Below are 24,170 nucleotides of genomic sequence, written 5' to 3' on the forward strand. Positions count from 1 at the left end.
GCTCAGCGCGTCCACGCTCTCACCGACTTCTTCGTCGCCGCCTCCCACGCCTCATCGAAGCGGTGAAGGGCGAGCTCACCGCGCCGTTCCTCACGCGCGTGAAGGCGCCCGTAGAGGAAGGCGGTGTGCGGTGACGTCTCGGAGTCGGCGAGTTCGCGCAGCCGCGCCCGCATCACCACACTGTCCTGATACTCACCGAGCTCTTCCTGCACGTCTTCCATCCGCGACGCGAACTGAGCAGCGGATTCTCCGAAGGCGTCCGTCAGCGCTTCTCCCGCGTATCGGGCCCGCTTCGCCGCCTTCCGCGCTTCGTGGAGCGCGAGGTCGCGATCGTGCGGGGTGACGGCCTCGCGGGCGCGGACGACACGGGTGCGCACTCGCTTGAACGCCTTGCCGGCTCGTCGGGGGAGCGTGCGACGGGCGCGCTTCCCGGCCTTCGCGCTCAGCGGTGGCTCGTCCACGAAGCGTCGCAACGCGAGGACGAGCTGGCGATACCGATGAGAATCCAGCGCGTCACGCAAACCCGCATGCGCTGTCCGGTGCGCGTCATCCATCCTCGCTTCGATACCCGCGCCGAGATCGTCGGTCGCATCCTCGTCGCGGATCGCCGCCGCCATCTCCTCGCGCATCACCTCGGCGTCGCGGGCGACGCCGAGTTCCCCGGCCAGCCAGGTCAGCTCGGCGCGAAAGGAGGCGACCTCCTCTGTTCGGAACATCGGCCCGAACGTCTGCAGCAGGCTTCGCAGCCGGCGCGTCGCGACGCGCATCTGATGCACCCCTCCGGCGACGTCGAGTCGTGCGCGCGTCTCGTTCTCCAAGATGGCCTCGACCTGGGAGCGGGCATACGGAACGAGCACCTCCCCGGCCGTCCCGCCGGACAGAGGACGATCAGCGGCATCCGCGCTGTGTGACGACATGTGTGGCTCCGGAGGTCGTGAGCCCCCACTGTATCGACCGTCCCATGACAGTGTGGGGCCGTGAAACTCTATTCCGACTTCGCGCCGCAGCGGACCCGTCAGATCATCGCCGATGCCCTCGCGCTCGCCGCGATCATCATCTGGATCTGGTTCGGCATCACCGTCTACTCCGCGGTCGCAGCCCTCGCAACGTTCGGCGTGGACATGCAGCGGGCGGGGAGCGGGTTCGAGGCTTCGATGACCGACATCGGCGATCAGCTCGCGGGGGTTCCACTGATCGGCGGGGCCGTGCGGGCGCCGTTCGACGGCGCGAGCTCCGCCGGCGCGGCACTGGAGAGCGCGGGGGAGAGCCAGCAGGTGCTCGTGCAGCAGCTGGCGCTGACGCTCGGGCTCGGCATCGCGCTCATTCCGACGGCGATAGTGCTGGCCGTCTGGCTGATCCCCCGCATCCGTTTCATCCGACGGGCCGGTCGTGCACGGGTCGTCCTCCGCAGCGGTGCGGGGGTGGATCTCCTCGCCCTGCGCGCGCTGGCGAATCAGAAGCTCACGGCCCTCGCCGCCGTCGACCCCGATGCGTCGGGGGCGTGGCGACGCCAAGACCCCGCGGTGCTCGCGCAGCTGGCGGCGCTGGAGCTGAAGTCGTCCGGCATCCGGATCCGCCCCGCCGGCACCACCGCTGCCGGCTAGATCTTCTTCTTCCCGACCCGCTGCTCGGCCATCTTGCGGACGACGTCGAGCGCGCCGGGAACGTACTCTCCCCACGCATCGCCCACCTTGGCGAGATCGAGCTTGCCGGTGTGCACCTGTTCGCACAGGCGCATCCATCCCTCACCCATCGCGACGGTCAGGGCCGCGGCGACGCTGGCGTTGACCGCGTTGCCGGCCCCGGGGATGAGCTTGAGGAAGCTGCGTGCGAGGGCCTGACCTGAGATCTGCACGCCGAGCTGCGCGAGCGTGCCGGCCGACATCATGGTCTTCAGTTCGAGGTCGTAGATGGCGGCGATGCGCCCCATCATCCCGAGCTGGATCGGCGCCAGGGCCAGCGCGTCACCGACGGGAATCGGCGTCGCTGCGACGCCGGCGGCGAGGCTTGCCGCTCCGGTGATGACGGGCCGGGCCATCTCGCGCTTCCAGGGGAGGTTGAGTCGCTGGGCGATGCGAAACGCGTCCTTCGCGTCGGCGGGCGACAGCGCGAGGGTCTCCGCGACGAGATCACCGAGCCCGTGGCCCGCACCCTTTCCGTCTCTCTCGCGCGTGGAGGTGGGCATGACCCGGGCGAACGGGATCGTGATCGGTCGTCCGTTCTCGTCGACGGGATTCTCGAGCCAGTCGATGAACTCGCGCGTGCCCTTCGTGGGGCGACGGCTCCCCTTCAGCGCATTGCGCTCCCAGTCGACCTTCGTCAGCACCAGGATGACCGGCAACCCGCGGGCATCCAACTCTTGGATCATCTCGATGTCGGCGCGCGTGAGCCGGTCGTCGTCGGCCTTCACGCAGTACCAGACCACCGCGATCTGCTCATTGCGCGGGTGCTGCTCGATGGTCTTCAGGTGGTCGCGGAGCTGCTCGCGGGGCGGCACGGCCGAGCCGATCTCGAAGCCCTCGATGTCCCAGATGCCGAGGGAGTCGTCGTGGTAGTACGACACGCCCTTCGTGACAGGGAGGCCTTTGCCGACGGCGGCCCAGTCGCGCTGGAAGACGGCATTCACGAGCGACGACTTGCCGACGCCGGTGTTGCCGATGACGGCGAGGTTGAAACGGCCGTAGCGCGACTTCGCCTCCGACGTCGCCTCGAGGAACGGCCGTTCATCGATCTGCGGCTTCTTTGCGGGCGGGTCGGCGGCCATGCTCGAAACCCTACGCGCGAACGGCCGTCAGGGAGTACGCGGCTCGGCTGTTTCCAAGCGATGAAGGATGGATGCCGCGACCGCGGCGAGCGTCGCCGACGCGTCGATCCGCTCGTGCGGCCCCTGCCACGGTTCGAATGCCTCGGAGCGTGAGCGGATGTCGCTCCACGACGGTTCGCCGACGTGGGCGAGTCCGCGTGCGCGGCCTTCGATCCGGCGCCGGTGCTCGGCGGTGTCAGCGAGGTCGAGCACGAAGAAGCGCAGGGGCGTGCCCGTCGCCGCGCTCGCGCGGCGCCAGGTGTCGCGCGCCGGTTCGCTGTCGTTGACCGCGTCGACGATGACGGTGCGGCCGAGCCTGAGGTTCTGCTCGGCGGCGGCGCGTACCGCTTCATAGGCGGCGACTCCGGTGGTCCATCCCGGTTGGAGACCGCAGGCGAGCAGCGCCTCTTCGACGCTGTCGATCGAGAGGTGGACGGCGCCGAGCATGCGGGCGACCTCGTCGGCGACAGCCGACTTGCCGACGCCGGGGAGTCCGGAGATGACGACGAGCACCCCTTGTTGTCTCGACGAACGCGCGGTCGTTGCGTTCCGGGCCGCGAGCTCGCCGAAGGCGGCAGCGAGCTCGGCGGGGTGGAGCACCTCGATGGCGGTGTCGAATCGGTTGAGGGACGCCGCGAGCGCGATCCATGACCACGAGCCGCCCTCGAGACTGCACCGGTCGTCGCCGAGGTCTTCGACGACGCCGTCGCCGGCGAAGGGGAGCACGGCTCGGGCGGGGAGATGGAGGATCACCTTTCCCACGCACGGCCAGCTGTCGCCCCGTTTGGAGCCCTTGAATTGTCCCGACACGAAGGAGGCGACGTCGCCGCCGGGGATCAGGCGCGGGGTAAACCGGGGCCCGGTGGGCGCGCGGGGTGCGAGGCGATCGACGCGATAGATCCGCCAGTCGGAGCGGTCGAGGTCCCAGCCGACGAGGTACCACCGGCCTTCGAAGACGACGAGGTGATGGGGCTCGACGCGGCGCGGCCGCCCTGCGTGGTCGAAGCGCAGCACGTGCTGGGCGCGGACAGCGGAAGACACGGCGACGAGCACCTCGGGCGAAACGGCCCCGCGGGTCGTGCCGCCGATCTTGCCCGGAATGGCGGTGAAGTCGAGGGCGGTGAGCCGGTGGCGCAGCCGGGACGGCATGACCTGGCGCACGGTGGTGAGAGCCCGCAGCGCCGCTTCCTCGATCCCGACGCCCGAGACGGTCGCGGACTGGAGAGCGATCGCCAGGGCGATGACCTGGTCGTCGTCGAACAGCAGTGGGGGCAGCTCGCTGCCGGCATCCAGTTTGTATCCGCCGATGGGTCCCATGGTCGCGTCGATGCGGTACCCCATCTCCCGCAGTCGGTCGACATCACGGCGCACCGTGCGGGGGCTGATCCCGAGTCGCTCCGCGAGGAGGGACCCGGGCCATTCGCGCCCGGTCTGGAGAAGAGACAGGAGGTTCAGCAGCCGCGAGGTGCTGGTCGCCGTCATGTTCTGAGACTAGATCGTATGTAGGACCGAGACTGACCTAGACGGCTGGAAGTCTTGTGCTGTCGGCGAGGGCCGGCTCCGTCCTCACAGGGAGAAGACATGACCATCCAGACCACCGCCCACCTGAACTTCCGCGGCGATGCGCGGGAGGCGCTGGAGTTCTACCGCTCCGTGTTCGGCGGTCACCTTGCCGTCAGCACCTACGCCGACTTCGGGATGCCGGCAGACATGCCCGGTGCCGAGAAGGTCGTTTTCGGGGTGATCGCCGCCGACAACGGGTTTCGAATCATGGGCTACGACATCCCGGGCCAGATCGAAGGCGGTGTCGCCGGCGGTGGCTCCACGCGTCGCGAGAACAACGCGACGGTGACCGATCAGGCGCTCTTCCTGTCGCTCGTTTCGGACAGCCTCGATGAGCTCCAGGGCTACTGGGACACGTTGTCGGTGGAGGCCACGATCGTCGAACCGCTCGCGGCTTCCGCGTGGAGCGCGGGGTTCGGGATGCTCACGGATCGTTTCGGCGTCACCTGGAGTGTCAGCGTCACCTCGGCCTGACTCGTCGGGAGGTCGGGGAGAGATCCGGTGGCGTCGAGGAGCGCGACGCTTCGCGAGTCAGAGCGGCGCGCTGCTCTCGAGGTGGCGAGGTGCGGACGCCGCGATCCGATGGTGCATCACGGCGCAGTCGGCAGAAGCTCGAGGTGCGCTCCGCCGGCCCCACCGCCGACGGTCAGAACGGGGCGGGTTCGTAGGGGTCGTCGGCCGGTTCGTCGGTGATGCGGAACTCGATGCCCGGGTTCGTCCACTTCGCCCACAGGTCGTCGGGGAGGTCTTCTTCCGGGGTGAAGTGCACCCCGTGGCCGGGTGGGTTGTCGATGTAGACCCGCCCGGTGGGGGAGGTCCACTCGATCACCCCACCGTCGAGTTGCCGGACTGTCCAGGCGGTGAACTGCTTCATGCTGTGATGCCGTTGACACAGGCAACACAGGTTGCAGATCTCCGTCTTCCCACCCAGCGCCGCGTCATGGTTGTGGTCGACTTCGCATTTGCGGGCGGGCATCCGGCATCCGGGCCACCGGCAGTGCTTGTCCCTGCCTTTGATGAACCGGTCCATCGCCTTGGTGCGCTGGTAGGTGTCCACCGCCATCGTCAACCCGGTGATGGGGTGGGTCAGCAGCCGCTCCCACGTGTCGTAGCTGTTCCCCGCCAGCAGCCTCGCGGTTCCCGCGTCGATCGGTCCCACCCCGGCAAGATCGCACGGGACGTCGCTCTGCCCCATGAGCGCCATGACGGGGATGACCACCTGCACCTTCGCCTTGATCGCTCCGAGCCCGCCCGGCTGGTCACCGGTGGGGTCGATCGCGGGGATGGCGGTGAGGAGCATGTCGGCGAACAGGTCGGCACGGACCTCGTCCAGTGACCGGGTGTCACCCGCTCCCGGCTCCCGAGCGGCGATGACGGCGTTCGCCTGCTCCGTGACCCGCTGAAAGATCCCCTCGATCAGCACCGAGGAGTGCGTAGACCGCAGCTCCGACATCCCCTCCCCAATCGTGTAACGGACGATCTTCCGCTCCCGGAACGCCTCCCCATGCCGCTCCGTCAACGTCCGCGGGTGCATCCGTTCGGCGATGACCTCCAACTCCGCCCGGGCACGACCCGGGGTCTCGTCCAGGCAGATCTCCGCCGCGAGCTGATCGAACTCACCCTTCAACTCCAGGGGCACCCGCCGCCCGATGTCTTCCACCACCGCGACGTGTGCCCGGGTGATCAGCCCCTTCTCCAGGCAGTGCACCGTCGCCGGGTAGTCGTTGACCAACGCGAACGCACTATCGATCTGGCGCTGCACCGACCGGTCCGATAGTCGGACCGCCGCGGCGATCTCGGCTGCGACACCCCGCAGCGCCATGTCCCGGTCGCGCACGACCGCCGACGACCCTTCTGCGAGCCGTGCCGCGAACGCCCCCGCCGCCGCCAACGCACGCGTCTGCGCAGCCTCCGCCGCCGCCAACGCGATTTGTGCGGCCTCGGCCTCCGCCAGGATCCCGGTCAGCTCAAACCGGTCCTCGTCGCTGAGGACAGTGAGCCGCGGGTTCGAACGCATGTATGAAGCATCCCACCACCCTCCGACATCCACACCCGAAACCCTCAACCATAGCTTGAACCCGAATCTGAGCCATCCGATTCGGGCCCGCGCAACCCACCGTGCCCCGATGTCCGACCCTCCGGGTAGACAGGAAGGATGCCGAAGACCGCTGCGCCCCTGCTGCAGATCAGCCGCATCTACGCGGAGGATGCCGCGATCGAACTGCCGCGCGGTCAGGAGATCATCGCACGCTGGCCCGACGCCGAGATCGTGCCGATCGCCTCTCACTGGCAGATCCCCGAGGTGCACGGCGATGAGACCAACGTCGCCCGCTGGGTGCGCATCAAGACCGAGGCGCTCGTGCTCGGTGTGAAGAAGAGCGTCGTGACGCGCCCGAACGGCCGGTCGGCCGACTTCATCGCGCCCTCTACGGCAAACGGATGCGCGATGGCCTGCGCCTACTGCTACGTGCCGCGGCGCAAGGGATACAGCAACCCCGTCACGGTGTTCGCGAACATCGACCAGATCACCCGTCACCTCGCACGCCATGTCGCCAAGCAGGGCGAGAAGACCACGCCCAACCAGTGCGACCCCGACTCGTGGGTGTACGACATCGGCGAGAACAGCGATTGCTCCGTTGACGCGATGCTCAGCGAGAACGTCCGCGACCTCTGCGAGCTGTTCCGGATGACGCCGACGGCGAAAGCATCCTTCGCCACGAAGTTCGTCAACCGCGACCTGCTCGGCTGGGATCCCGCGGGGCGGGTCCGCGTGCGCTTCTCCCTCATGCCGCACGCGGTGGCCAAGGTCACCGATATCCGCACCTCGCCGATGAGCGAGCGCATCGCCGCGATCAACGACTTCGTCGATGCCGGCTACGAGGTGCACGTGAACTTCTCTCCCGTCATCCTCACTCCCGGTTGGGTGCAGGAGTGGACCGCGCTGTTCGACGAGCTCGATGCCACCCTCCACGATCGTGCGAAGGCGCAGCTCGCCTGCGAGGTCATTTTCCTCACCCACAACGAGCAGCTCCATGAGGTGAATCTCGGATGGCACCCGAAAGCCGAAGAGCTGCTGTGGACCCCGCAGAACCAGGAGACCAAGCTCTCGCAGAACGGGGCCGTGAACGTGCGGTACCGCTACGGCCTGAAGAGCGCGGCCGTCGCGCAGCTCGAGGCCCTGATCGCGGAGAAGCTCCCGTACTGCCGCGTGCGGTATGCGTTCTGAGTAGGACCTCGGTCGAGCTGGGCCGTTCCGCTCGTGCGGGACTGTCGGGCTCGCGCGCGGGTGGTGCCCGACCGTCCGGATGCGGCGCCTCGCCGATCTGCGCACGCTGACCCTGCCCCGCTCGCGGCCCGTTCGTTCGTCGCAGATGTACGCCGTGGGGCCGTTCGGCGTACATCTGCGACGAACGAAGTCGGGGACGCCTCGGGTTCCGCTGCGCCGAAGCTCGGTGCCGGCCCGCGCGCACCCGGCGTCAACCGCGCTCCGCCCGGGGTCGCCCCCACCCGGGCGTTCGTTCGTCGCAGATGTACGCCCTCGATCCCTGACCGCGTACATATGCGACGAACGAAGCCGGGGGACGGGGCGTGGCAGGCCGCGCCGCCGGAGGCGCCGTCCCGCTCGTCCTTCAGCGGTCCCGCCCGCCGTTCGTTCGTCGCAGATGTACGCCGGCACCCGGCCCGCGCGTACATGCGACGAACGAACGACTCTCGAGCCCCGAACCCCGAACCCCGAACCCCGAACCCCGAACCCCGAACCCCGAACCCCGAACCCCGAACCCCGAGCCCCGAGCCCCGAGCCCCGAGCCCCGCACCCCGGGCCTCAGGCACCGCACGCGCACGCGGCGCGCGCAACCCCTCCTCGCGCGACACCCGCACCCGCGACACCCTCCCCGCGCAACACCCGCCCCGCACCACCCCATCTCTCACGATCGAGAGACCCTGCGACACTCCCGTTTGAACCCGCAGCGACCCTAGGTTAGGCTCACCTAACGTGAGGACCGACACCGAGACGAGCACACCGACGAGCGCGCTGCGCGGCGACTCCCTCGCCCTCAGCTACGGTCGCACCCGCGTGGTGCACGACGTCTCGCTCCACCTCCGCCCCGGTGTGGTCACGGCTCTCATCGGTCCGAACGGCAGCGGCAAGTCCACCGCGCTCCGCGCCCTCGCGCGCCTTCACCGCGTCGACGCCGGCGACGTCCACGTCGACACCCCCGCGGGTCCCCGCGACGCCAGCACGCTCTCGGCCAAGGAGTTCGCCAAGGCCGTCGCCATGCTGTCGCAGTCGCGCCCGCACCCGTCGGGCCTCGAGGTGCGCGACATCGTCTCCCACGGACGCCACCCGCACCGCAGCCGCTTCGCCGGCCTCGGCGACGCCGACCGCGCCGCCATCGACCACGCCCTCCGCCTCACCGGGCTCCTCGCCATGGAGCACCGCCCCGTCGACGAGCTCTCCGGCGGCGAGCTGCAGCGCGTGTGGCTGGCCACCGCGCTTGCGCAGGGCACCGGCATCCTCCTCCTGGACGAGCCCACCAACCACCTCGACCTGCGCTACCAGGTCGAGACGCTCGACCTCATCTGCGACCTCGCCGACCACGGCACCGCCGTCGGCGTCGTGCTCCACGACCTCGACCACGCGGCCCTCATCGCGGACGAGGTCGTGCTGATGAGCCGCGGGCGCGTCCACGCCGCCGGCACACCCGAAGACGTGCTCACCGCGGCGAACCTCACCGAGGTCTACGAGTTCGCCATCGATACAGAAGTGGATGCCGCAACGGGGCGCGTCCGCGTGATTCCGCGTGGCCGCCACGACGCCCGCAACAGGGCCCGCGTCCACTCCGCCCCGCGCCACCTGCACGCCGTCTCCGCCTGACGCCTGACGCCGACGCCTCACAGGCACGCCGCGCGCACGGCGCCGCGCCCCGGCATCCGCTCTTCTCTTCACCGCACCCCCCACCCATCGATGGAGTCCGTCATGACCAAGAAGACCCTCGCCGCGCTCGCCGGCGCCGCCGCCCTCGCCCTCGCGCTCACCGGCTGCGGCACCACCCAGACCACCCCGGCGGCTGACGCCAGCGGCGCAGCCGCGACCTCCACGAGCGAGGGCTGCGCCGACGACACCACGACGACCTCCAGCGGCCCGGTCGAGCTGACCGACGCCTTCGGCCGCACCGTCACCCTCGACCAGCCCGCCGAGCGGGTCGCGGTGCTCGAATGGCAGCAGATCGAAGACGTGCTCGCCCTCTGCCTCACCCCGGTCGCCGTGGCCGACGCCGACGGGTACCGCACGTGGAACTCCGCCGAAGAGCTTCCCGAGAGTGTCGAGAGCGTCGGCACCCGCCAGGAGCCGAACCTCGACGCCCTCTTCGCCACCGAGCCCGACCTGGTGATCGTCGAGGCGTACACCCGCGACGACGCGATCATCGGCCAGCTCGAGGAGTACGGCATCCCCGTGCTCGCCACCGTCGGCGCGAACGCCGAGGACCCGATCGCGCAGATGCTCGACACCTTCGATCTCATCGCGCAGGCGACCGGCCGCGAGGAGCGCGCCGAGGTCGTCACCGACGAGTTCGAGCAGCACCTCGCCGACGCCAAGGCCGAGGTCGAGGGTGCCACGCCCGAGGTCTCCGACTTCGTCTACTTCGACGGCTACGTCGACGGCGGCAACGTGTCGATCCGCCCGTTCGGGCAGGGCTCGCTCGTCGGCGAGCTCGGCGAGGAGCTCGGCCTCACCAACGCCTGGGCCGGCGAGGTCGACCCCGCCTACGGCCTCGGCCAGACCGACATCGAGGGCATGACCACGGTCGGCGACGCGAACTTCTTCTACACCGGCACCGAGGACCCCGACTACGAGAGCTTCATCGATGCCGCCGAGTCCAACCCGGCGTGGGCGTCGATTCCGGCCGTCGCCGAGCGACGCGTCACCGCGTTCCCGGCCGGCATCTGGACCTTCGGCGGCCCGCGCTCCGCCGAGCAGATCATCGACGCGTACGTCGCCGCCATCACCCAGTGAACATGCGGTCGGTGAGCGAGGGGGCTCAAGGCTCCCAAGCCCAGGGTGCAGACCGGACGGATGCTGCGCCCCACGCCCCTCGCTCATCGGCCGCCCTCGGGCTCGGCGTGCTCGCCGCGCTCCTCGTGGTGCTCGTCCTCTCCGCGGGCTGGCATCTGACGCAGGGGACGAGCGGCGCGATCTTCGCCGACGCCGACGTGCTCTGGGGGTCACGCATCCCGCGCCTCGCGGCCGGGGTCGCGGTCGGCGTCGCGCTCGGCGTCGCGGGCCTGCTCATGCAGTCGCTGTCGCGGAACGCGCTCGCCTCGCCCGACACCCTCGGCGTCACCGCCGGGTCGTACCTCGCCGTCACCGCCGTCGCGGCGTTCGGCATCGTCGTGCCGATCTGGGCCTCGGGGGTCGTCGCCTTCGTCGGGGGACTCGCCGCCGCGGCGATCGTCCTGGGGCTCGCCGGCGGCGCCGGGACCTCGACCACCCGGCTCGTCCTCGCCGGATCCGCGCTCGCGCTGGCCTTCCAGGCCGGCACCTCGGCGCTCCTCGTCCTGTTCGCCGAGGAGACCAAGGGGCTGCTCGCGTGGGGGAGCGGCAGCCTCTCGCAGCTCGGGCTCGAGGCGTTCCTGCGCGCCGCGCCGGTCGTCGTCCTCGCGGTCGTCCTCGCACTCGTGCTCTCGCGTCGCCTCGACGTCCTCGCCCTCGGCGACGACACCGCCTCGTCGCTGGGGGTGCCGATCCGTGCGACGCGGGTCGCCGGCATCCTCATCGCGGTTCTGCTGACCGCCACCGCCGTCACCCTTGCCGGCCCCATCGGGTTCGTGGGCCTCTGCGCCCCGGTGCTCGCACGGCTCCTCGTGCGGGTGGTGCCGGCGCTCGGGCGGCACCTCCTGCTCATCCCGCTGTCGGGACTCATCGGCGCGATCGTGGTGATCCTCGCCGACGCGCTGCTGCGCGCCCTCATCGGCGCCGAGGGTGCGATCGCCGTGCCGACCGGAGTTGCGACCACCGTGTTCGGGGCGATCGTGCTCGTCGTGATGGCGCGGCGCCTGCGCGATTCGGGACCCACCCGTCGGCCCCCGTCGATGCGGATCGGCGTGCGCACCCAGCGCCGCTTCGTGATCGTCGTCGCCGCGTCGGCGCTCGTCCTCGGCGGGGTGGTGCTCGCCGGGATGCTGCTCGGCAGCACCCGCCTCCTCACCGGCGACATCGTGCTGTGGCTCACCGATTCTGCGCCCCCTCTCGTCGCGTTCGCGCTGGACGAGCGCGCTCCGCGCGTGGTCGCCGCCGTCGTCGCGGGCGCGGCGCTGGGGCTGTCGGGGAGCATCACGCAGGCGGTCAGCCGCAACCCGCTCGCGGAACCCGGCCTCCTGGGCATCACCGGGGGTGCCGGGCTCGGTGCGGTGCTGGTCGTCACGAGCGCGACGGCGAGCAACTTCGGGATGCTGGTGGCCGCCGTGATCGGTGGACTCCTGGCGTTCGCGCTGGTCTATGCCCTGGCGTGGCGCGGAGGGCTGAGCGCCGACCGGTTCATCCTCATCGGCATCGGCGTCTCGTACGGCGCGGTGGCGCTGACCACCTTCGTGCTGCTGCGCGCGAACCCGTGGGACACCCCGCGCATCTACACCTGGCTGTCGGGCACCACGTACGGGCGCATCTGGGAGCAGGTGATCCCGCTGGCGATCGTGCTGGCGATCGCTTTGCCGTTCGCGCTCGCGCGCCGCCGCGACCTCGACATCCTCGCGATGGATGAGGACACCCCGAAGCTCGTCGGCATCCGCCTCGAACGCACGCGCCTTGCGCTGCTCATCACAGCGGCGGTGCTCGCAGCGCTCGGCGTGGTGGCGGTGGGTGTCATCGGGTTCGTGGGACTGGTCGCCCCGCACGCCGCGCGGGCGCTGGTGGGTGCGAAGCACGGCCGGTCGATTCCGGTCGCGGTGCTGCTCGGAGCGGTGCTGGTCGGCGCCGCCGACACCCTCGGGCGGACGATCATCGCTCCGGCGCAGTTGCCCGCAGGCCTCGTGGTCGCGCTGATCGGGGCGCCGTACTTCGTGTGGCTGCTGTGGCGGTCGCGTGACGCGTGAGGGTCAGCCCGCCGCTTGCACGACCCGGAACCGCAGATGGGTCTCGCTCGCGAACGCCGACGTCTCGAGTCGTTCGAGATCCACACGCATCCCGAGTCCCGCGAACAGCGAGATCCCGTCACCGAGCAGCACTGGCACGACGTCGAGATGGATCTCGTCGACCAGTCCGAGGTGCAGACACTGCCGCGAGATGCTGCCGCCGAGGAGGCTCACCCACTTCTCGCCTGCGGCGCGCTTCGCGCTCTCGACCGCGGTCGCGATGTCATCGACGACGAAGGTGTAGGTGATGCCGTCCCGTTCGATGGGTTCGGCGGGCGTGTGCGTCATGAGGAAGACCGGCGCCTTCACCATTCCGCCGTACGGGATCTCGCCGTCTTCGATCGTGCGGGCCGTGTTCGCGCCCCCGACGACGGCGCCGATGTTCGCGCAGACGCGGTCGACGACCTCCTGATCCTCCGGCGCCGAGGGGAAGTCGAACATCCAGTCCACCTCGCCGTCCGGGCCCGCCAGGAATCCATCGAGGGTCAGGGTGGCGTGGATGAAGACGAGGCTCATGATCGCTCCGGGTTGCGCGTGGCCCCTGCGATGTCGATCAGATTCGCGTTGGTCGCCATGATTCGAGCCTAGACACCGTCGCCTCGCCTCGGCAGCCCCGACAAGGCGGCCCTACGCGACAGCCACCCGAGCAGTTCGCTGCCGACTCCGCCCGGCATGCCGGTACCACTGGGCGCACAGGACGAGCACGACGACTCCGTCGACGACCCCTCCTGCGTAGTACATCAGCATCGCGCCCGCTTCCGCGGCACCAGCGTCGACGCCGGCAGGAGGGTGGGCGTAGATCCACTTCGCGAGGATGCTGTGCGCCGCCATCGCCGCAAGGAGCACTGCCACCCGCATCCCGAACCCGGCGCGATGTGGCGCCGGGTCGATCGGAATAATCGCCGCGGTGAAGAGCAGCCCCGCCAGCAGGAGGTGCACCGACACCGCCGCATGCAGAGCCGCATTGCCCTGCATGATCGCGAACACGCCGGTCGTGTACAGCGCCCACAGTCCGCCCACGTTGAGGACGGCGGCGATGACCGGAGTGCCCACGACCCGCGCAGGGAGGCTTCGCAGCAGCCGTGTGAGACGACGGGCGCGACTGACGTGCAAGGAGCGCAAGGCCAGCGTCACGGGTGCGCCGAGGACGACCAGGAGCGGGCCGACCATGCCGACGAGAAGATGCGCGCCCATGTGAGCGACGAAGTCCGTGTGCGCGGCCGCCGCGAGCGGCCCGAGGAATGTCGCAGCGATGACCGCTACGCCCGTCGTCCACGCGGCGGTCCGGTACCACGGCCATGATCGACCCCGCCGGTGCTGAAGGACAACGCCCGCCGCATAGACGAGGATCGCCACTCCGAACGGGATCGCGATTATCGCTTCGGCGCCGGAGAAGCCGCCGGCCGGGTGGCCGTGCGTCATCGTCCGGCGGGCAGGATGCTGCGGCGCGTCCGGATCACGAGAAGTGAACCGACCACGATCATCACGACGGCGATGATGTTCCATGCCAGGTCGTACGCGAGCAGATCGTCGACGTAGCGGATCTGATGGATTCCGAGGAGCTTGTGCTGGACGAGTCCGTCGTAGAGCTGGAAGGCGCCGCCGCCCAGCAGAACACCACCCCACCATCGCGTCGCCCAGAACGCTCGGCGCCGGCGTAGATCGGCGACGAGGAACAGCCCGCCGATCGTCGCGAACCAGCTCAGTGCGTGGAAGAACCCGTCCGACACCAGGCCGACGTCCGTCCCCGACAGGTCGTAGAAGTGGTGCCAGTGCAGGATCTGGTGGAAGACCGCCTCGTCGATGAACGCCACCGTCCCGACGCCGAAGAGGACGCCCGACCAGACGTTCCGCTGCGAAGCGCGACCCCTCGCCGGCAGGTCGACCTCGGTCTTCTCGCCTGTTGCAGTGCTCACCGGTTCGTCCGCCTCTCTTGTGGAGTGGTCCACGAAACCAGAGCGGCCACCCGGCGCCGAGCCCCTTGACAGGCCGTATTTCGCGCACGGCCGCCGCCGGACCTAGGAGCACGGACGAGGTATGCCTGCGGCGCGTTGCAGAGCTAGGGGTGGCTACTCAGGAGCGGCGAGATGAAAAGCCCGTGGCGGTGCAACAACGCCTGGTCGCATCTGGTTCACGGCGTAGGCGCCTCCCCTGCCAGATGAACGCTCAGTACGGGCGGCGGTCATTTCACAGGCTCCCGCGTCCACGTCGCGGGCGGCCGCACGCATCGATCCGCGCTTACTCATCGCGACCCTGCCACGTCGCGATGTCGACGACGTTTCCCTCGGCGTCGATCAGTGACCACCATGCGGGCGCGTGCCGGTCGCCCAGCATCCGGCCGCCCGCGGCGAGGACGGCGTTCACACGTGCCGTCGCCTCGTCGTGGGGCAGAGAGACGTCGATGTGGATGCGGTTGCGGGGTGGAGTCCAGTCCTTCTCATGGACGGAGAGCGTCGGGCCGATGAGGTTCGGTTCGACCATCGTCCCTGGTCCGACGCGAACGTATCCGAGCGCGGCGCTCCAGAAGTCGGCGACGCTTTCGCGATCGCGAGCGTCGATCGCGATCTCGAGCTGAGACACTCGAGACGGGTCTGCCACGATCCCCATCTCAGCCGCAACAGTGGAGATGCGTCTCGCCAGCTCCAGGTCGAGGTCGGTCAGCCCGGCACCGATGGTGAGCACCTGGACCGTCACCGTGTCGTCGCGCAGGTCGATCATCGGGGAGTGGCCGACGGCCGCGACCTGATCTGCTATCGCCGCGACCAGTCTCGCCCCCGTTGCGAAGTCGCCCGTAGGGAACGCCGTCTTCGCGCCCCAGAACAGGACGCGCCACGACTCCACTCCAGACGCATTCGAGAACTCTTCGTCAGACAGCGGCGACACCATTTCGCAAGGCTAGTCTCGGCGGTGCGGTCGCAACAGGCGCAGGAAGCGAACCCACCGCACGGTCGGTCGGGTCACTTTTCGCTGAACCGGTCCGCCAGTTGCCGCCGCGAGCTGATCTCCAGTTTCCGGAAGACCTTCCGCAGGTGGTAGTCGACGGTGTTCGGGCTGATGAACATCGTCGCGGCGATCTCGGCGTTCGTCGCGCCGCGCGCGGCGAGCAAGGCGACCTGACGCTCCTGGCTGCTCAGCGGATCGACCGACGAGGAATCCGACGGCATCGAACCGCCCGCGGCGAGGATCTCGCGCCGGGCACGCTCGGCGAATCCGATCGCGCCCGTCGCCTCGAAGTCGCGGAGGGCGAGCTCGAGCTGCGCCCGGGCGTCAGCGCGCCGCCGCACGCGGCGAAGCCACTCGCCGTAGATGAGGCGCGCGCGGCCGATGTCGGCCTGATGCGCCGGCGGGAAGAGGGCGATCGCGTCGACGAAGTGGCGCTCGGCGTCGGCGTCATCAGCCATCAGCGCCAGCGACCTCGTGTACAGGGCTCGCCCGACGACCGATCCGTTGATGTCGACGTGCGTCTTCATCCGATGAAGCGCCCACTCGGCCGACGCGCGGTTGCCGCTGTGCACCGCCGCCTCGAAGTACTCGGGCAGGTGGCGGTAGCTCGCCTGCAGGAACGGATGCCGCGCGAGCGGCCCCAATCGCTCGTACGCCGACTCGTACGCTCCGGCGGCGAGCTCGTTCACGGCGATCGCTTCGCCGGTCATCCGCGAGATGCCGCCCCACCCCGCCTCGTGAATGGCGTGGCTGATCTGCTCGACGGTCGTCAGCGGCGTGCCCTGGAAGGCCAGCAGCGCCGCGTTGACCGCCTGCTCGTCGCCGAAGCCGAGCGCGCGGCGAAGCTCTGCCGCTTCGGTGATGTAGTCGGCGGCGGCCTGCGCGTGGCCTCGACTCAGTTCGACGGCACTCAACGTCCACAGACACGCATCCACGTCGCGGAGCGCCCCGGCCTGACGGCCGATCTCGGCGGATCGGCGCAAGAGCTGCGCGGCACCCTCCCAATCCCAGAGCGCGACGCAGGGCATGGTGACGTAGAACGCCAGCGTCGTGTCGCCCGAATCCAACTCGGCACGCAGCGCCTCGACGGCGCGGCGAAGGGCAGGCACGGCGGTCGCGTAGTCGTCGAGGATGAACGTGCTCACCGCCTGCAGCAGGACGGCGGTGACGTCATCGCCGCCGGATGCTTCCCGCATCCGTTCGCCGAGCTCCCGTGTCGTCGCGCCGATCGCCTGCTCCTCGGTCACGGTCGCCGAATTGAGCGCGAGCAGGAGCGCCCGCCGGCGGAGTGTCGGCGACACATCACCGACGAGATCGGCCGCGGTCATGAGCTTCGCCATGCCGGCACGAAGGCCGTTGGGCTCGGAGAGGAACAGGCTCGCCATCGCCTCGACGATGAGTCTGCGCGCCCGCGTCACCTGGGTCAGCGCCGTCTCGTCACCCAGCGGGAGGAGGTGCAGCGCGAGCCGCGCCGCGCCCGCGCTCAGCGCCGCCTCGGCAGCGGCGACGGAGCGATCGCTCGCCTCCGCGGCATCCGGTGTGAGCTCCGCCGCCCGCGCGAGCAGGTGCGCGCGCGACAGCATGCCGCCTCGGGCTCCGGCCGCGTCGGCGGCGGCAGTCAGCTCGGCGGCGACCTCGGCGTCGGGGCCATGCACGGCGGCAGCCGCGTGGTAGGCCGCGACGTCACGCTGCCCGCGCTCGCGTGCGTGGGCGCCGAGCGCCCGGTGCACCCTCCGTCGGGCGGCATCGGTGGCGGCGCCGTAGACGGCGGACCGGATGAGCGGATGCCGGAAGCGCACCGCCTCGCGCACCGAGACGAAGTCGATGCCCTCGGCGGCCGCAGAGGCGTCGGCCGGGATCCCGAGGGCTTCGGCCGCGGCCGCGACAGCGGCGGGGTCGCCGCTGGACTCGGTGGCCGCCACGAGCAGCCAATCTCGGCTCGGTTCGGGGAGCTCCGACATCCGCTCGGCATAGATCAGCTCGAGGCGCCCGCCGATCGGGACGGGAGAGTGGGCGATGGCGGTGGATGTCAGCTGCGCCGCCGACAGCTCGGTCGCGAGCTCGCGGAGCGCGAGCGGGTTGCCGGCGGTGTCGTGGACGTACTCGGCCGCGACGGTGGGGTCGAGCTCGCCGTCCACGTCTTGGCGGAGGAGAGCCGATCCCGCCTCGGCGTCGAGTCCGCCGAGCTCGATCCGCGGCACGCCCGCGAGTGCCCCCTCGACACCCTCGTCGGTGCGCGCGGCGACGATGAGCCCCACCCTCTCCGCCGAGAGCCGGCGCGCGACGAACCCGAGGACGAGCAGCGACTCGGCATCGACGTGCTGGGCGTCATCGACGGTGCAGACGGTCGCTCGGTCGGCCCCCGCGCGGGCGAGGAGGGAGAGGAACCCCAGACCCACCAGCGGCGGTTGCGGCGGCGGTCCCTCGTCGACCCCCGCGGCGATCCGCAGCGCCGCGCGCTGACTGTCGGGAATGTCGTCGACGAACGCGATGAGCGGGCGCCCGAGGCGTTGGAGCGCGCCGAACGCGATGCCGGATTCGACCTCGACGCCCTGGATCGCGAGCACCCGCAGTGACTGCGCATGGTCGTGCAGCGCCGACTCGACCAGCGAGGTCTTGCCGATGCCGGGCTCTCCCGAGACGAGGAGCGCGCCGCCGGCCTCGTTGCGGACGCCCGCGAGCAGCGCGCGGAGTCGTTCGGACTCGTCCGCGCGCCCGAGCAGAGTCCGTCCCGCGTCGATGCGGTCAGGTTAGCGCCCCCGGTCCCACGAGCGGAAGCCTCACCTGCCGGGGGATTCCGCGGCTCCGCGCGAAGGACTACGTGCTCCACGTGGTGCGCTCGCACTCGCCCCGGGCCACGCTGGCGTCGAGCAGATGGAGGACCCCATGCCCTACGTGACCACCGATGACGGAACACAGATCTTCTACAAGGACTGGGATGGCGGCGGGGCACCCGTGCTGCTCAGCCACGGCTGGCCCCTCAACTCCGACGCGTGGGAGGCGACCGCGCTCTTCCTGGCCCAGGAAGGGTACCGCGCGATCGCCCACGACCGACGCGGACACGGCAAGTCGACCCAGACGTGGAACGGCAACGAGATGGACACCTACGCCGACGACCTCGCCTGTCTCATCGATCACCTCGACCTGCAGAACCTCACCCTCATCGGGCACTCCACCGGCGGGGGAGAGGTGCTGCACTACGTCGCGCGCCACGGTTCGACCCGCGTGGCGGGGCTCGTGCTGGTCTCGGCGGTGCCGCCGATGATGGTGCAGACCGACGACAATCCGGGCGGGCTGCCGATCGCCGTCTTCGACGACATCCGTGCAGGCGAAGCATCCCACCGGTCCCAGCTGTACCGCGATCTCGCCGACGGTCCCTTCTTCGGTAACAACCGCACGGGCGACGTGCCGCAGGGCACCCGCGACGCGTTCTGGCTGCAGGGCCTGGCGTCGGGCACCCGCAACGCCTACGAGTGCATCGCCGCGTTCTCGGCCACCGATTTCCGGCCCGACCTCGACAAGGTCGACGTGCCGACGCTCGTGATCCACGGCGACGACGACCAGATCGTGCCGTTCGAGATCAGCGGACGCCTGTCGGCCGCGGGCATCCGCGACGCCGAACTGCTCGTGTACGAAGGCGGGGCCCACGGCCTGCCCGACACCGAGCGCGAGCGTCTGCACCGCGACATCCTCCGCTTCCTCCGATCCTGAACACCCGCGCTCCACCGATCCGAAAGGACCCCCTCATGAGCACCGAAGCCGCACCCGACACGATCGTCCTCGTCCATGGCCTCTGGGTCACCCCGCGCAGCTGGGAGGAGTGGAAGGCGCACTACGAAGCCAAGGGCTTCACCGTACTGACCCCCGCCTACCCGGGGTTCGAGATCGAGGTCGAAGCTCTGCGCGAGAACACCGACGTCATCGCGGATCTCACCGTGCCCGAGACCGTCGCGCACCTCGCGGGCGTCATCGAGGCGCTGCCGCGCCCGCCGATCATCATGGGGCACTCCTTCGGCGGGCTGCTCACGCAGATGCTGCTGGCACGGGGGCTCGGCGCTGCGGGGGTCGCGATCGACTCGGCGCCGACCGAGGGCGTGCGGGTCACCCCGCTGTCGCAGGCCCGGTCGCTCTTCCCGGCGCTGAAGAACCCCGCGAACTTCCGTCGCGCGGTCGGCTTCACCAAGGAGGAGTGGCACTACGCGTTCGCGAACGCTCTCAGCCGGGAGGAATCGGATGCCACGTGGGAGCGCTACGCGATTCCCGCACCGGGCAACTGGGTGTGGGCGTACGGGTTGCTCGCGAACTTCCAGCCCGGGCATCAGGAGACGTGGGTCGACTACTCGGTCGATCGCGCACCGCTGCTGTTCATCGGAGGAAGCGTCGACCACATCATGCCGCCGGCGGTGAACAAGTCCAACGCCAAGCACTGGGAGAAGTCGCCGGCCCTCACCGAGTACCACGAATTCGAGGGCCGCGGCCACTGGACGTGCGGCGAACCGGGGTGGGAGGCCGTCGCCGACTACGCGCTCGACTGGGCGCTGCATCACGCGCGGGCGTCTGTGCGGTCGGACGCCTGATCTGTTCACGTCGACGAGGATCTCGCGATGAAGCTCACGCGGATCGGCGGGCCGACCGTGCTCGTCGAGCTGGCGGGGTGGCGGATCCTCGTCGACCCGACTTTTGACCCGCCCGGGCGGCGGTACGGGTTCGGGCTCGGGACGTCGAGCACGAAGACGGCGGGGCCGTTCGTGGCCGCGCCGGATCTCGGGCCGATCGATGTGATCCTGCTCAGTCACGATCACCACGCCGACAATCTGGATGACGCGGGCCGCGCGCTCCTGCCCGAGGCGACGCATGTCGTGACGACGGCGAGCGGCGCGCGGAGGCTGGGGATGGTGTCTGTCCGGGGCTTGCGCCCAGACGAGTCGGTTCTGCTCGAGGGAGAGGGAAAGGAGACGCTCCGCGTGCTGGCGACGCCGGGGCGGCACGGGCCTCCCCTCAGCCGGGCGATCGGCGGTGACGTGATCGGCTTCACTCTGCGGCGGCAGCACCGCCCGCATCCGGATCTGTGGATCAGCGGCGACACCGTCCTCACCCGCGAGCTCGTGCGGATCGCTCGCGGGATGACGGTGGATGTCGCGATCGTCAACGCCGGCGGAGTGGGATTCCCGGCAACCGGGCCGCTGACGTACACGATGACCGGACGCGACGTGGTGCGGTTCATCGACGCGTTGCGGTCGGGTGTCGTCGTGCCGGCGCACTACGAGGGGTGGTCGCACTTCCGCGACGGGGAGGTGGGGCTGCGAAGGGCTCTGGATGCGGCGCCGCCCGCCGTGCGCGACCGGGTGCGGTGGCTGCCCGACGGGGTGGCGGTGGAGGTTTCGGAGTAGGGCGTCCCGGTCGTTGAGCGAGGGCGCGGAGCACCCGAGTCGAAACGCGTCGACGCACTTTCGAGCGCGGCTCGCTACTGCCCCATCACCCGGACCGCGTTGGCGCGGCGAACCAGGGTGGGGAGGAGGAAGAGGTCCACGACCCACCAGATCGCCGCCGCGAGGATCATCGGGATGCCGATCAGCAGGATCGACAGCAGCCACCCGCCCCACCACAGGATGTTGAAGACGATCGCCGAGGGGATCAGACCGAGGTAGAAGCGCTGTGCGGCGACGCCTCCGAGAAGGAGGAGGAAGAGGTAGGCGATCCCCACCTCTTTCGCAGGCGCCACGACCGAGGGTGCGAACGGACCCCACTGCCGGCCGTCCCACCACCGCAGCGCTCCGGTCGGACCCGGATACCACCCGGCGGCCGCAGACTCCACGAGGGGAGTCATCGGCACAGTCGCAACGGTGGTCGTCGCGCGCGGCGGCGGCAGGTACGGATCGAGCGCCTCGTACTCGGCCGTCGCGCTCGGCGCGCCGACGACATCGGCCGACCAGCTCTTGCCGTCCCAGAATCGCTTCCCCCCGGCGGGAACGTCGTACCAGCCGGCCGGGGGCGTGGGGGGAGGGTTCATCGTCGGGTCCTTCGCTTGGCGTCACCGGTGGCGCGCCCGCCCAGGGTAACTCTCGAAGCGCCGCGTGTCCCGGGTGCAGGGCATCTTCAAGGCTGTCGCGCCGCCGCAGCTCCCCCTAGTGGATCGTCTCGCCGCGCTCGAGCATGGCGACGTACTGGGCGACGCGGGCAGCGCGGGACTCCGGCCGCTTGAGGTTGCTGATCCGGAACGACATCGCGAAGCGGTTCTGCGCCGACTGGGCCGCGAACGCCGCGGCGATGGTCGGGTCGGAGTCCAGAGCCGCCTGCAACTCGGCGGGGATGTCGCCGTCGCTCTGGCGGTACGCGGCGTCCCAGCGCCCGTCGGCTTTCGCGCGGTCGATCTCACGCTGCCCGGGCGGGCGCATCCGTCCCTCGGCGATGAGACGCTCCGCGTGCGCGATGTTGACCTTCGACCAGACCCCGCGCGGCCGGCGCGGCGTGAACACCTGGAGGAAGTAGTCCGCGTCGAGCGACAGCTTCTGACCGTCGATCCATCCGAAGCACAGCGCTGCGTCGAGCGCCTCGGCATACGTGATGCCGGGTTTCTTCGAAGCCGTCTTCCGCACGCGCAGCCGTACGCCCTCGGGGCCGGGACCGGACTCGAGCCAGCGTTCCCACTCCTCGACGGTGTCGACGTGGAGTTCGGGCTTGTCGGAGGTCGCGACCATGGTTGCAGGGTAGGCGCAGGGGCGGACGTTGCGCGGGCGTTTCGTCCCGCTGCGCGGTGCGGACGGTCGTTGAGCGAGGGAGCGGAGCGACTGAGACGAAACGAGACCCGGGGGTGCGCGTTTCGTCTCGCTGCGCTCGCTCAACGACCGAGGGGCGCCCGGGCTACGCCACGGAGACGTGGGACAGCAGGGGGTGGCCCGGCCCGAGCCGCGCGAGCTCGGCCGTGCCGTCCACGCCGGCACCCCGCGCGGACCGCAGGCGCACGCGCGGATGCCGGAGGGCCAGCTCCAGGGCGAACCCGTCGCGGATGATGGCGGCGCGAAAGACGCCGCCGATCGCGGCGACCTGGGCCTCGGCGTCCGGATCCTCGGCCACACGGTCGAGCGCGGTCGCAACCGACAGGGCCAGTTCGGCGGCGGCGCGACGGCAGATGTCGGCTGCCACCGCGTCGTCCGCCGCGAGCTCGGCGACACCGCGCGCGAGTGCGGCGATCTGAGCGACCCGGTCGGCGGCGCCCTGCAGCTCGATGTAGGCGCTCTCTACCTCGGGCCAGCGCTCGGCGACGAGCCCAGACAGCGCGGTGCGCGGGCCGCGCCCGTCGTAGGCCCGCATCACGGCCTCGAGTGCTTCGCGGCCGATCCAGTAGCCGCTGCCGGCGTCGCCCATGATGTTGCCCCACCCGTCCACGCGCGCCACGCGGTGCCGGCCGACGGCGAGGGTGACGACGCCCGTTCCCGCGGCGACGACGGCGCCCGGGCGGTCGCCGAGCGCCCCGAGGTAGGAGGTGACCGAGTCGTGGGCCAGCAGCACCCGATCCGGCGCCTCGGCGGCGACCGCGGCGCGAAGCGACGCGGCATCCGACTCCGCGTCGGTGAGGCCCGAGACCCCGGCGGCCAGCACGTCGATGCGCACCTCGTGGTGGCGGGCCGCGGCGATCGCCACCGACGCCAGCTGCGGCAGCAGCGGCTCATGGGTGCGGATGCCGGGGAAGACCTGATCCACCGGCGCCGCCCCGTGCGGGGCGACGCGCACCTTCATCCCCGTCTGTCCGGCGTCGATCGCGACCACCGCGCTCGCCGCCGTCATCGCACCTTCTCCCTCTGCCAGCGCAGGTAGGTCTCGCGCATGAGGTCGCCCGCCGGCTTGCCGTACGGGCAGTAGTCGTCGTTCCGGGCCGCGTCTTCCCGCGCGTACAGCCGCGCCGGCCAGTCCCAGAGCATCAGCCCGCCCACCCAGTCACGGCTCTCGCACGCGGCGAACATCTCGGCGTAGTACGCCCGCTGCTCGTCACCCGACGGCGGCCCCGCGAGGCTCCAGTCGTTCGGCAGGCGGGCCGAGCCCTCGCGACTCGGGCACCCCACCTCCATGAAGAAGAACGGCTTGTCCTCGCGCTCGACGACCGCCTCGATCCGGTCGAGCTGCTCGTGCCACGTGCCGGTGGGGTAGTACCCGCTGGAGGAGATGACGTCCACCGCATCCCACCAGGTGATGCGGTCCTCCTGGTACTTGTCGCAGTTGTAGGTCAGGGGCCCGGAGTAGACCGCGCGGATGTCGGCGATCAGCGCCCGCCAGTGCGCCTCCTGCCCGTCGGCGCGCACCATCTCGCACCCGATGCAGAGCATCGCCACGCCCTCCGCCTCGGCGATCCGCGCCGCGTGCAGCAGGAACCGGCGGTACGAGGCGAACCACTCGGTCCACGACGGCTCGCCCGGAACATCCCAGTCGAAGAAGCCGATGTGCGCCCGCCACGTACCGTCGGCGACGTTCACCACGGGCTTGAGCACCACCTTCAGCCCCAGGCGGTGGGCGCGACGGATGGCTGCCACGATCTCGTCGTCGGTGACCGTCGGTTCGTCTTCGAACGGGATGCTGGTGGAGAACGCCGTCGCCTGCTCGGCGGCGTAGGCCAGCGCCGTCCAGGTGACCCCGTGCTCGGCCATCGCGGTCATCGAAGCCTCGGCCTCGGGGGTGTCCCATTCGCCGCGGACGCCGACCCATCCCCAGGTCATCCCGCAGACGGGCCCGCCCTCGA

22 protein-coding genes are annotated in these 24,170 nt (G+C 70.5%); 9 read left to right on the forward strand and 13 right to left on the reverse strand.

What is annotated here, in order from left to right; all coding sequences use genetic code 11:
• Positions 1-2: 2 nt before the first annotated feature.
• Positions 3-917, reverse strand: coding sequence for a CHAD domain-containing protein (locus tag HDC37_RS02325; RefSeq protein ID WP_179558762.1), 915 nt, complete (start codon positions 915-917; stop codon positions 3-5).
• Positions 918-977: 60 nt separating this feature from the next.
• On the opposite strand from HDC37_RS02325, the gene HDC37_RS02330 reads away from it, so the two are divergent.
• On the forward strand, positions 978-1,604 hold the full coding sequence (locus HDC37_RS02330) for a hypothetical protein (RefSeq protein WP_179558763.1): 627 nt from the start codon (positions 978-980) through the stop codon (positions 1,602-1,604).
• On the opposite strand, the gene HDC37_RS02335 is transcribed toward HDC37_RS02330, so the two are convergent.
• Both HDC37_RS02335 and HDC37_RS17365 read right to left on the reverse strand, forming a co-directional pair.
• Positions 1,601-2,764, reverse strand: coding sequence for a GTPase family protein (locus tag HDC37_RS02335; protein WP_179558764.1), 1,164 nt, complete (start codon positions 2,762-2,764; stop codon positions 1,601-1,603). The genes HDC37_RS02330 and HDC37_RS02335 overlap by 4 nt on opposite strands.
• Positions 2,765-2,791: 27 nt before the next feature.
• Positions 2,792-4,285, reverse strand: a complete 1,494-nt coding sequence (locus HDC37_RS17365) for a WYL domain-containing protein (RefSeq protein WP_179558765.1) — start codon at positions 4,283-4,285, stop codon at positions 2,792-2,794.
• A 99-nt stretch (positions 4,286-4,384) separates the two neighbouring features.
• Between HDC37_RS17365 and HDC37_RS02345 the strand changes: the two genes are divergently transcribed.
• Entirely contained in the window at positions 4,385-4,840 is a 456-nt protein-coding gene (locus tag HDC37_RS02345; RefSeq protein WP_179558766.1) for a VOC family protein, read from the forward strand.
• 172 nt (positions 4,841-5,012) lie between these two features.
• Here HDC37_RS02345 and HDC37_RS02350 read toward each other — a convergent pair whose 3' ends face one another.
• The gene (locus HDC37_RS02350) at positions 5,013-6,383 is read right to left on the reverse strand and encodes an HNH endonuclease signature motif containing protein (protein WP_179558767.1); all 1,371 of its coding nucleotides are present in this window, start codon (positions 6,381-6,383) and stop codon (positions 5,013-5,015) included.
• Between the two features lie 138 nt (positions 6,384-6,521).
• On the opposite strand from HDC37_RS02350, the gene HDC37_RS02355 reads away from it, so the two are divergent.
• The 4 genes from HDC37_RS02355 (at position 6,522) to HDC37_RS02370 (ending at position 12,457) form a co-directional block, all read left to right on the forward strand.
• On the forward strand, positions 6,522-7,592 hold the full coding sequence (locus HDC37_RS02355; RefSeq protein WP_179558768.1) for a spore photoproduct lyase family protein: 1,071 nt from the start codon (positions 6,522-6,524) through the stop codon (positions 7,590-7,592).
• 768 nt (positions 7,593-8,360) lie between these two features.
• Positions 8,361-9,242 (forward strand): ABC transporter ATP-binding protein, encoded by an 882-nt coding sequence (locus HDC37_RS02360; protein ID WP_179558769.1) that lies wholly within the window; start codon positions 8,361-8,363, stop codon positions 9,240-9,242.
• A 102-nt stretch (positions 9,243-9,344) separates the two neighbouring features.
• A complete protein-coding gene (locus HDC37_RS02365; protein WP_179558770.1) occupies positions 9,345-10,382 on the forward strand; it encodes an iron-siderophore ABC transporter substrate-binding protein in 1,038 nt (345 codons plus the stop codon).
• A 2-nt stretch (positions 10,383-10,384) separates the two neighbouring features.
• Positions 10,385-12,457 carry an iron ABC transporter permease gene (locus HDC37_RS02370; protein WP_179558771.1) on the forward strand — a complete coding sequence of 691 codons (2,073 nt, stop codon included), beginning with the start codon at positions 10,385-10,387 and terminating at the stop codon, positions 12,455-12,457.
• A 3-nt stretch (positions 12,458-12,460) separates the two neighbouring features.
• Here the strand turns inward: HDC37_RS02370 and HDC37_RS02375 are convergent, their stop codons facing one another.
• The 5 genes from HDC37_RS02375 to HDC37_RS02395 form a co-directional block, all read right to left on the reverse strand.
• Complete coding sequence (locus HDC37_RS02375) at positions 12,461-13,012, reverse strand: dihydrofolate reductase family protein (RefSeq protein ID WP_179558772.1); 552 nt, start codon at positions 13,010-13,012, stop codon at positions 12,461-12,463.
• Between the two features lie 111 nt (positions 13,013-13,123).
• Positions 13,124-13,918 (reverse strand): cytochrome c oxidase assembly protein, encoded by a 795-nt coding sequence (locus HDC37_RS02380; RefSeq protein WP_179558773.1) that lies wholly within the window; start codon positions 13,916-13,918, stop codon positions 13,124-13,126.
• Positions 13,915-14,412: a DUF2243 domain-containing protein gene (locus HDC37_RS02385; protein WP_308472056.1), complete on the reverse strand. Its 498-nt coding sequence runs from the start codon at positions 14,410-14,412 to the stop codon at positions 13,915-13,917. Before HDC37_RS02385 ends, HDC37_RS02380 begins: the two co-directional genes overlap by 4 nt.
• A gap of 322 nt (positions 14,413-14,734) precedes the next feature.
• Positions 14,735-15,382 (reverse strand): VOC family protein, encoded by a 648-nt coding sequence (locus HDC37_RS02390; RefSeq protein ID WP_179558774.1) that lies wholly within the window; start codon positions 15,380-15,382, stop codon positions 14,735-14,737.
• Positions 15,383-15,453: 71 nt separating this feature from the next.
• Positions 15,454-18,180 carry an AAA family ATPase gene (locus HDC37_RS02395; protein WP_308472075.1) on the reverse strand — a complete coding sequence of 909 codons (2,727 nt, stop codon included), beginning with the start codon at positions 18,178-18,180 and terminating at the stop codon, positions 15,454-15,456.
• Between the two features lie 145 nt (positions 18,181-18,325).
• On the opposite strand from HDC37_RS02395, the gene HDC37_RS02400 reads away from it, so the two are divergent.
• The 3 genes from HDC37_RS02400 to HDC37_RS02410 are packed head-to-tail and all read left to right on the forward strand — an operon-like array spanning position 18,326 to position 20,829.
• Positions 18,326-19,150, forward strand: coding sequence for an alpha/beta fold hydrolase (locus HDC37_RS02400; protein WP_179558776.1), 825 nt, complete (start codon positions 18,326-18,328; stop codon positions 19,148-19,150).
• Positions 19,151-19,185: 35 nt separating this feature from the next.
• A complete protein-coding gene (locus tag HDC37_RS02405) occupies positions 19,186-20,016 on the forward strand; it encodes an alpha/beta hydrolase (RefSeq protein ID WP_179558777.1) in 831 nt (276 codons plus the stop codon).
• Positions 20,017-20,043: 27 nt separating this feature from the next.
• Positions 20,044-20,829 (forward strand): MBL fold metallo-hydrolase, encoded by a 786-nt coding sequence (locus HDC37_RS02410; RefSeq protein WP_179558778.1) that lies wholly within the window; start codon positions 20,044-20,046, stop codon positions 20,827-20,829.
• Positions 20,830-20,903: 74 nt separating this feature from the next.
• Here the strand turns inward: HDC37_RS02410 and HDC37_RS02415 are convergent, their stop codons facing one another.
• The 4 genes from HDC37_RS02415 to HDC37_RS02430 all read right to left on the reverse strand — a co-directional run bounded on the left by HDC37_RS02415 (position 20,904) and on the right by HDC37_RS02430 (position 24,147).
• Entirely contained in the window at positions 20,904-21,449 is a 546-nt protein-coding gene (locus tag HDC37_RS02415) for a DUF2510 domain-containing protein (RefSeq protein ID WP_179558779.1), read from the reverse strand.
• A gap of 115 nt (positions 21,450-21,564) precedes the next feature.
• Positions 21,565-22,137, reverse strand: a complete 573-nt coding sequence (locus HDC37_RS02420) for a YdeI family protein (protein ID WP_179558780.1) — start codon at positions 22,135-22,137, stop codon at positions 21,565-21,567.
• A gap of 163 nt (positions 22,138-22,300) precedes the next feature.
• A complete protein-coding gene (locus HDC37_RS02425) occupies positions 22,301-23,224 on the reverse strand; it encodes an N-acetylglucosamine kinase (protein WP_179558781.1) in 924 nt (307 codons plus the stop codon).
• On the reverse strand, positions 23,221-24,147 hold the full coding sequence (locus HDC37_RS02430; RefSeq protein ID WP_179559097.1) for a 1,4-beta-xylanase: 927 nt from the start codon (positions 24,145-24,147) through the stop codon (positions 23,221-23,223). Before HDC37_RS02430 ends, HDC37_RS02425 begins: the two co-directional genes overlap by 4 nt.
• Between the last annotated feature and the right edge of the window lie 23 nt (positions 24,148-24,170).

Origin of the sequence: Microbacterium sp. AK009 (assembly GCF_013410955.1) — a bacterium.
Classification (GTDB): Bacteria; Actinomycetota; Actinomycetes; order Actinomycetales; family Microbacteriaceae; genus Microbacterium.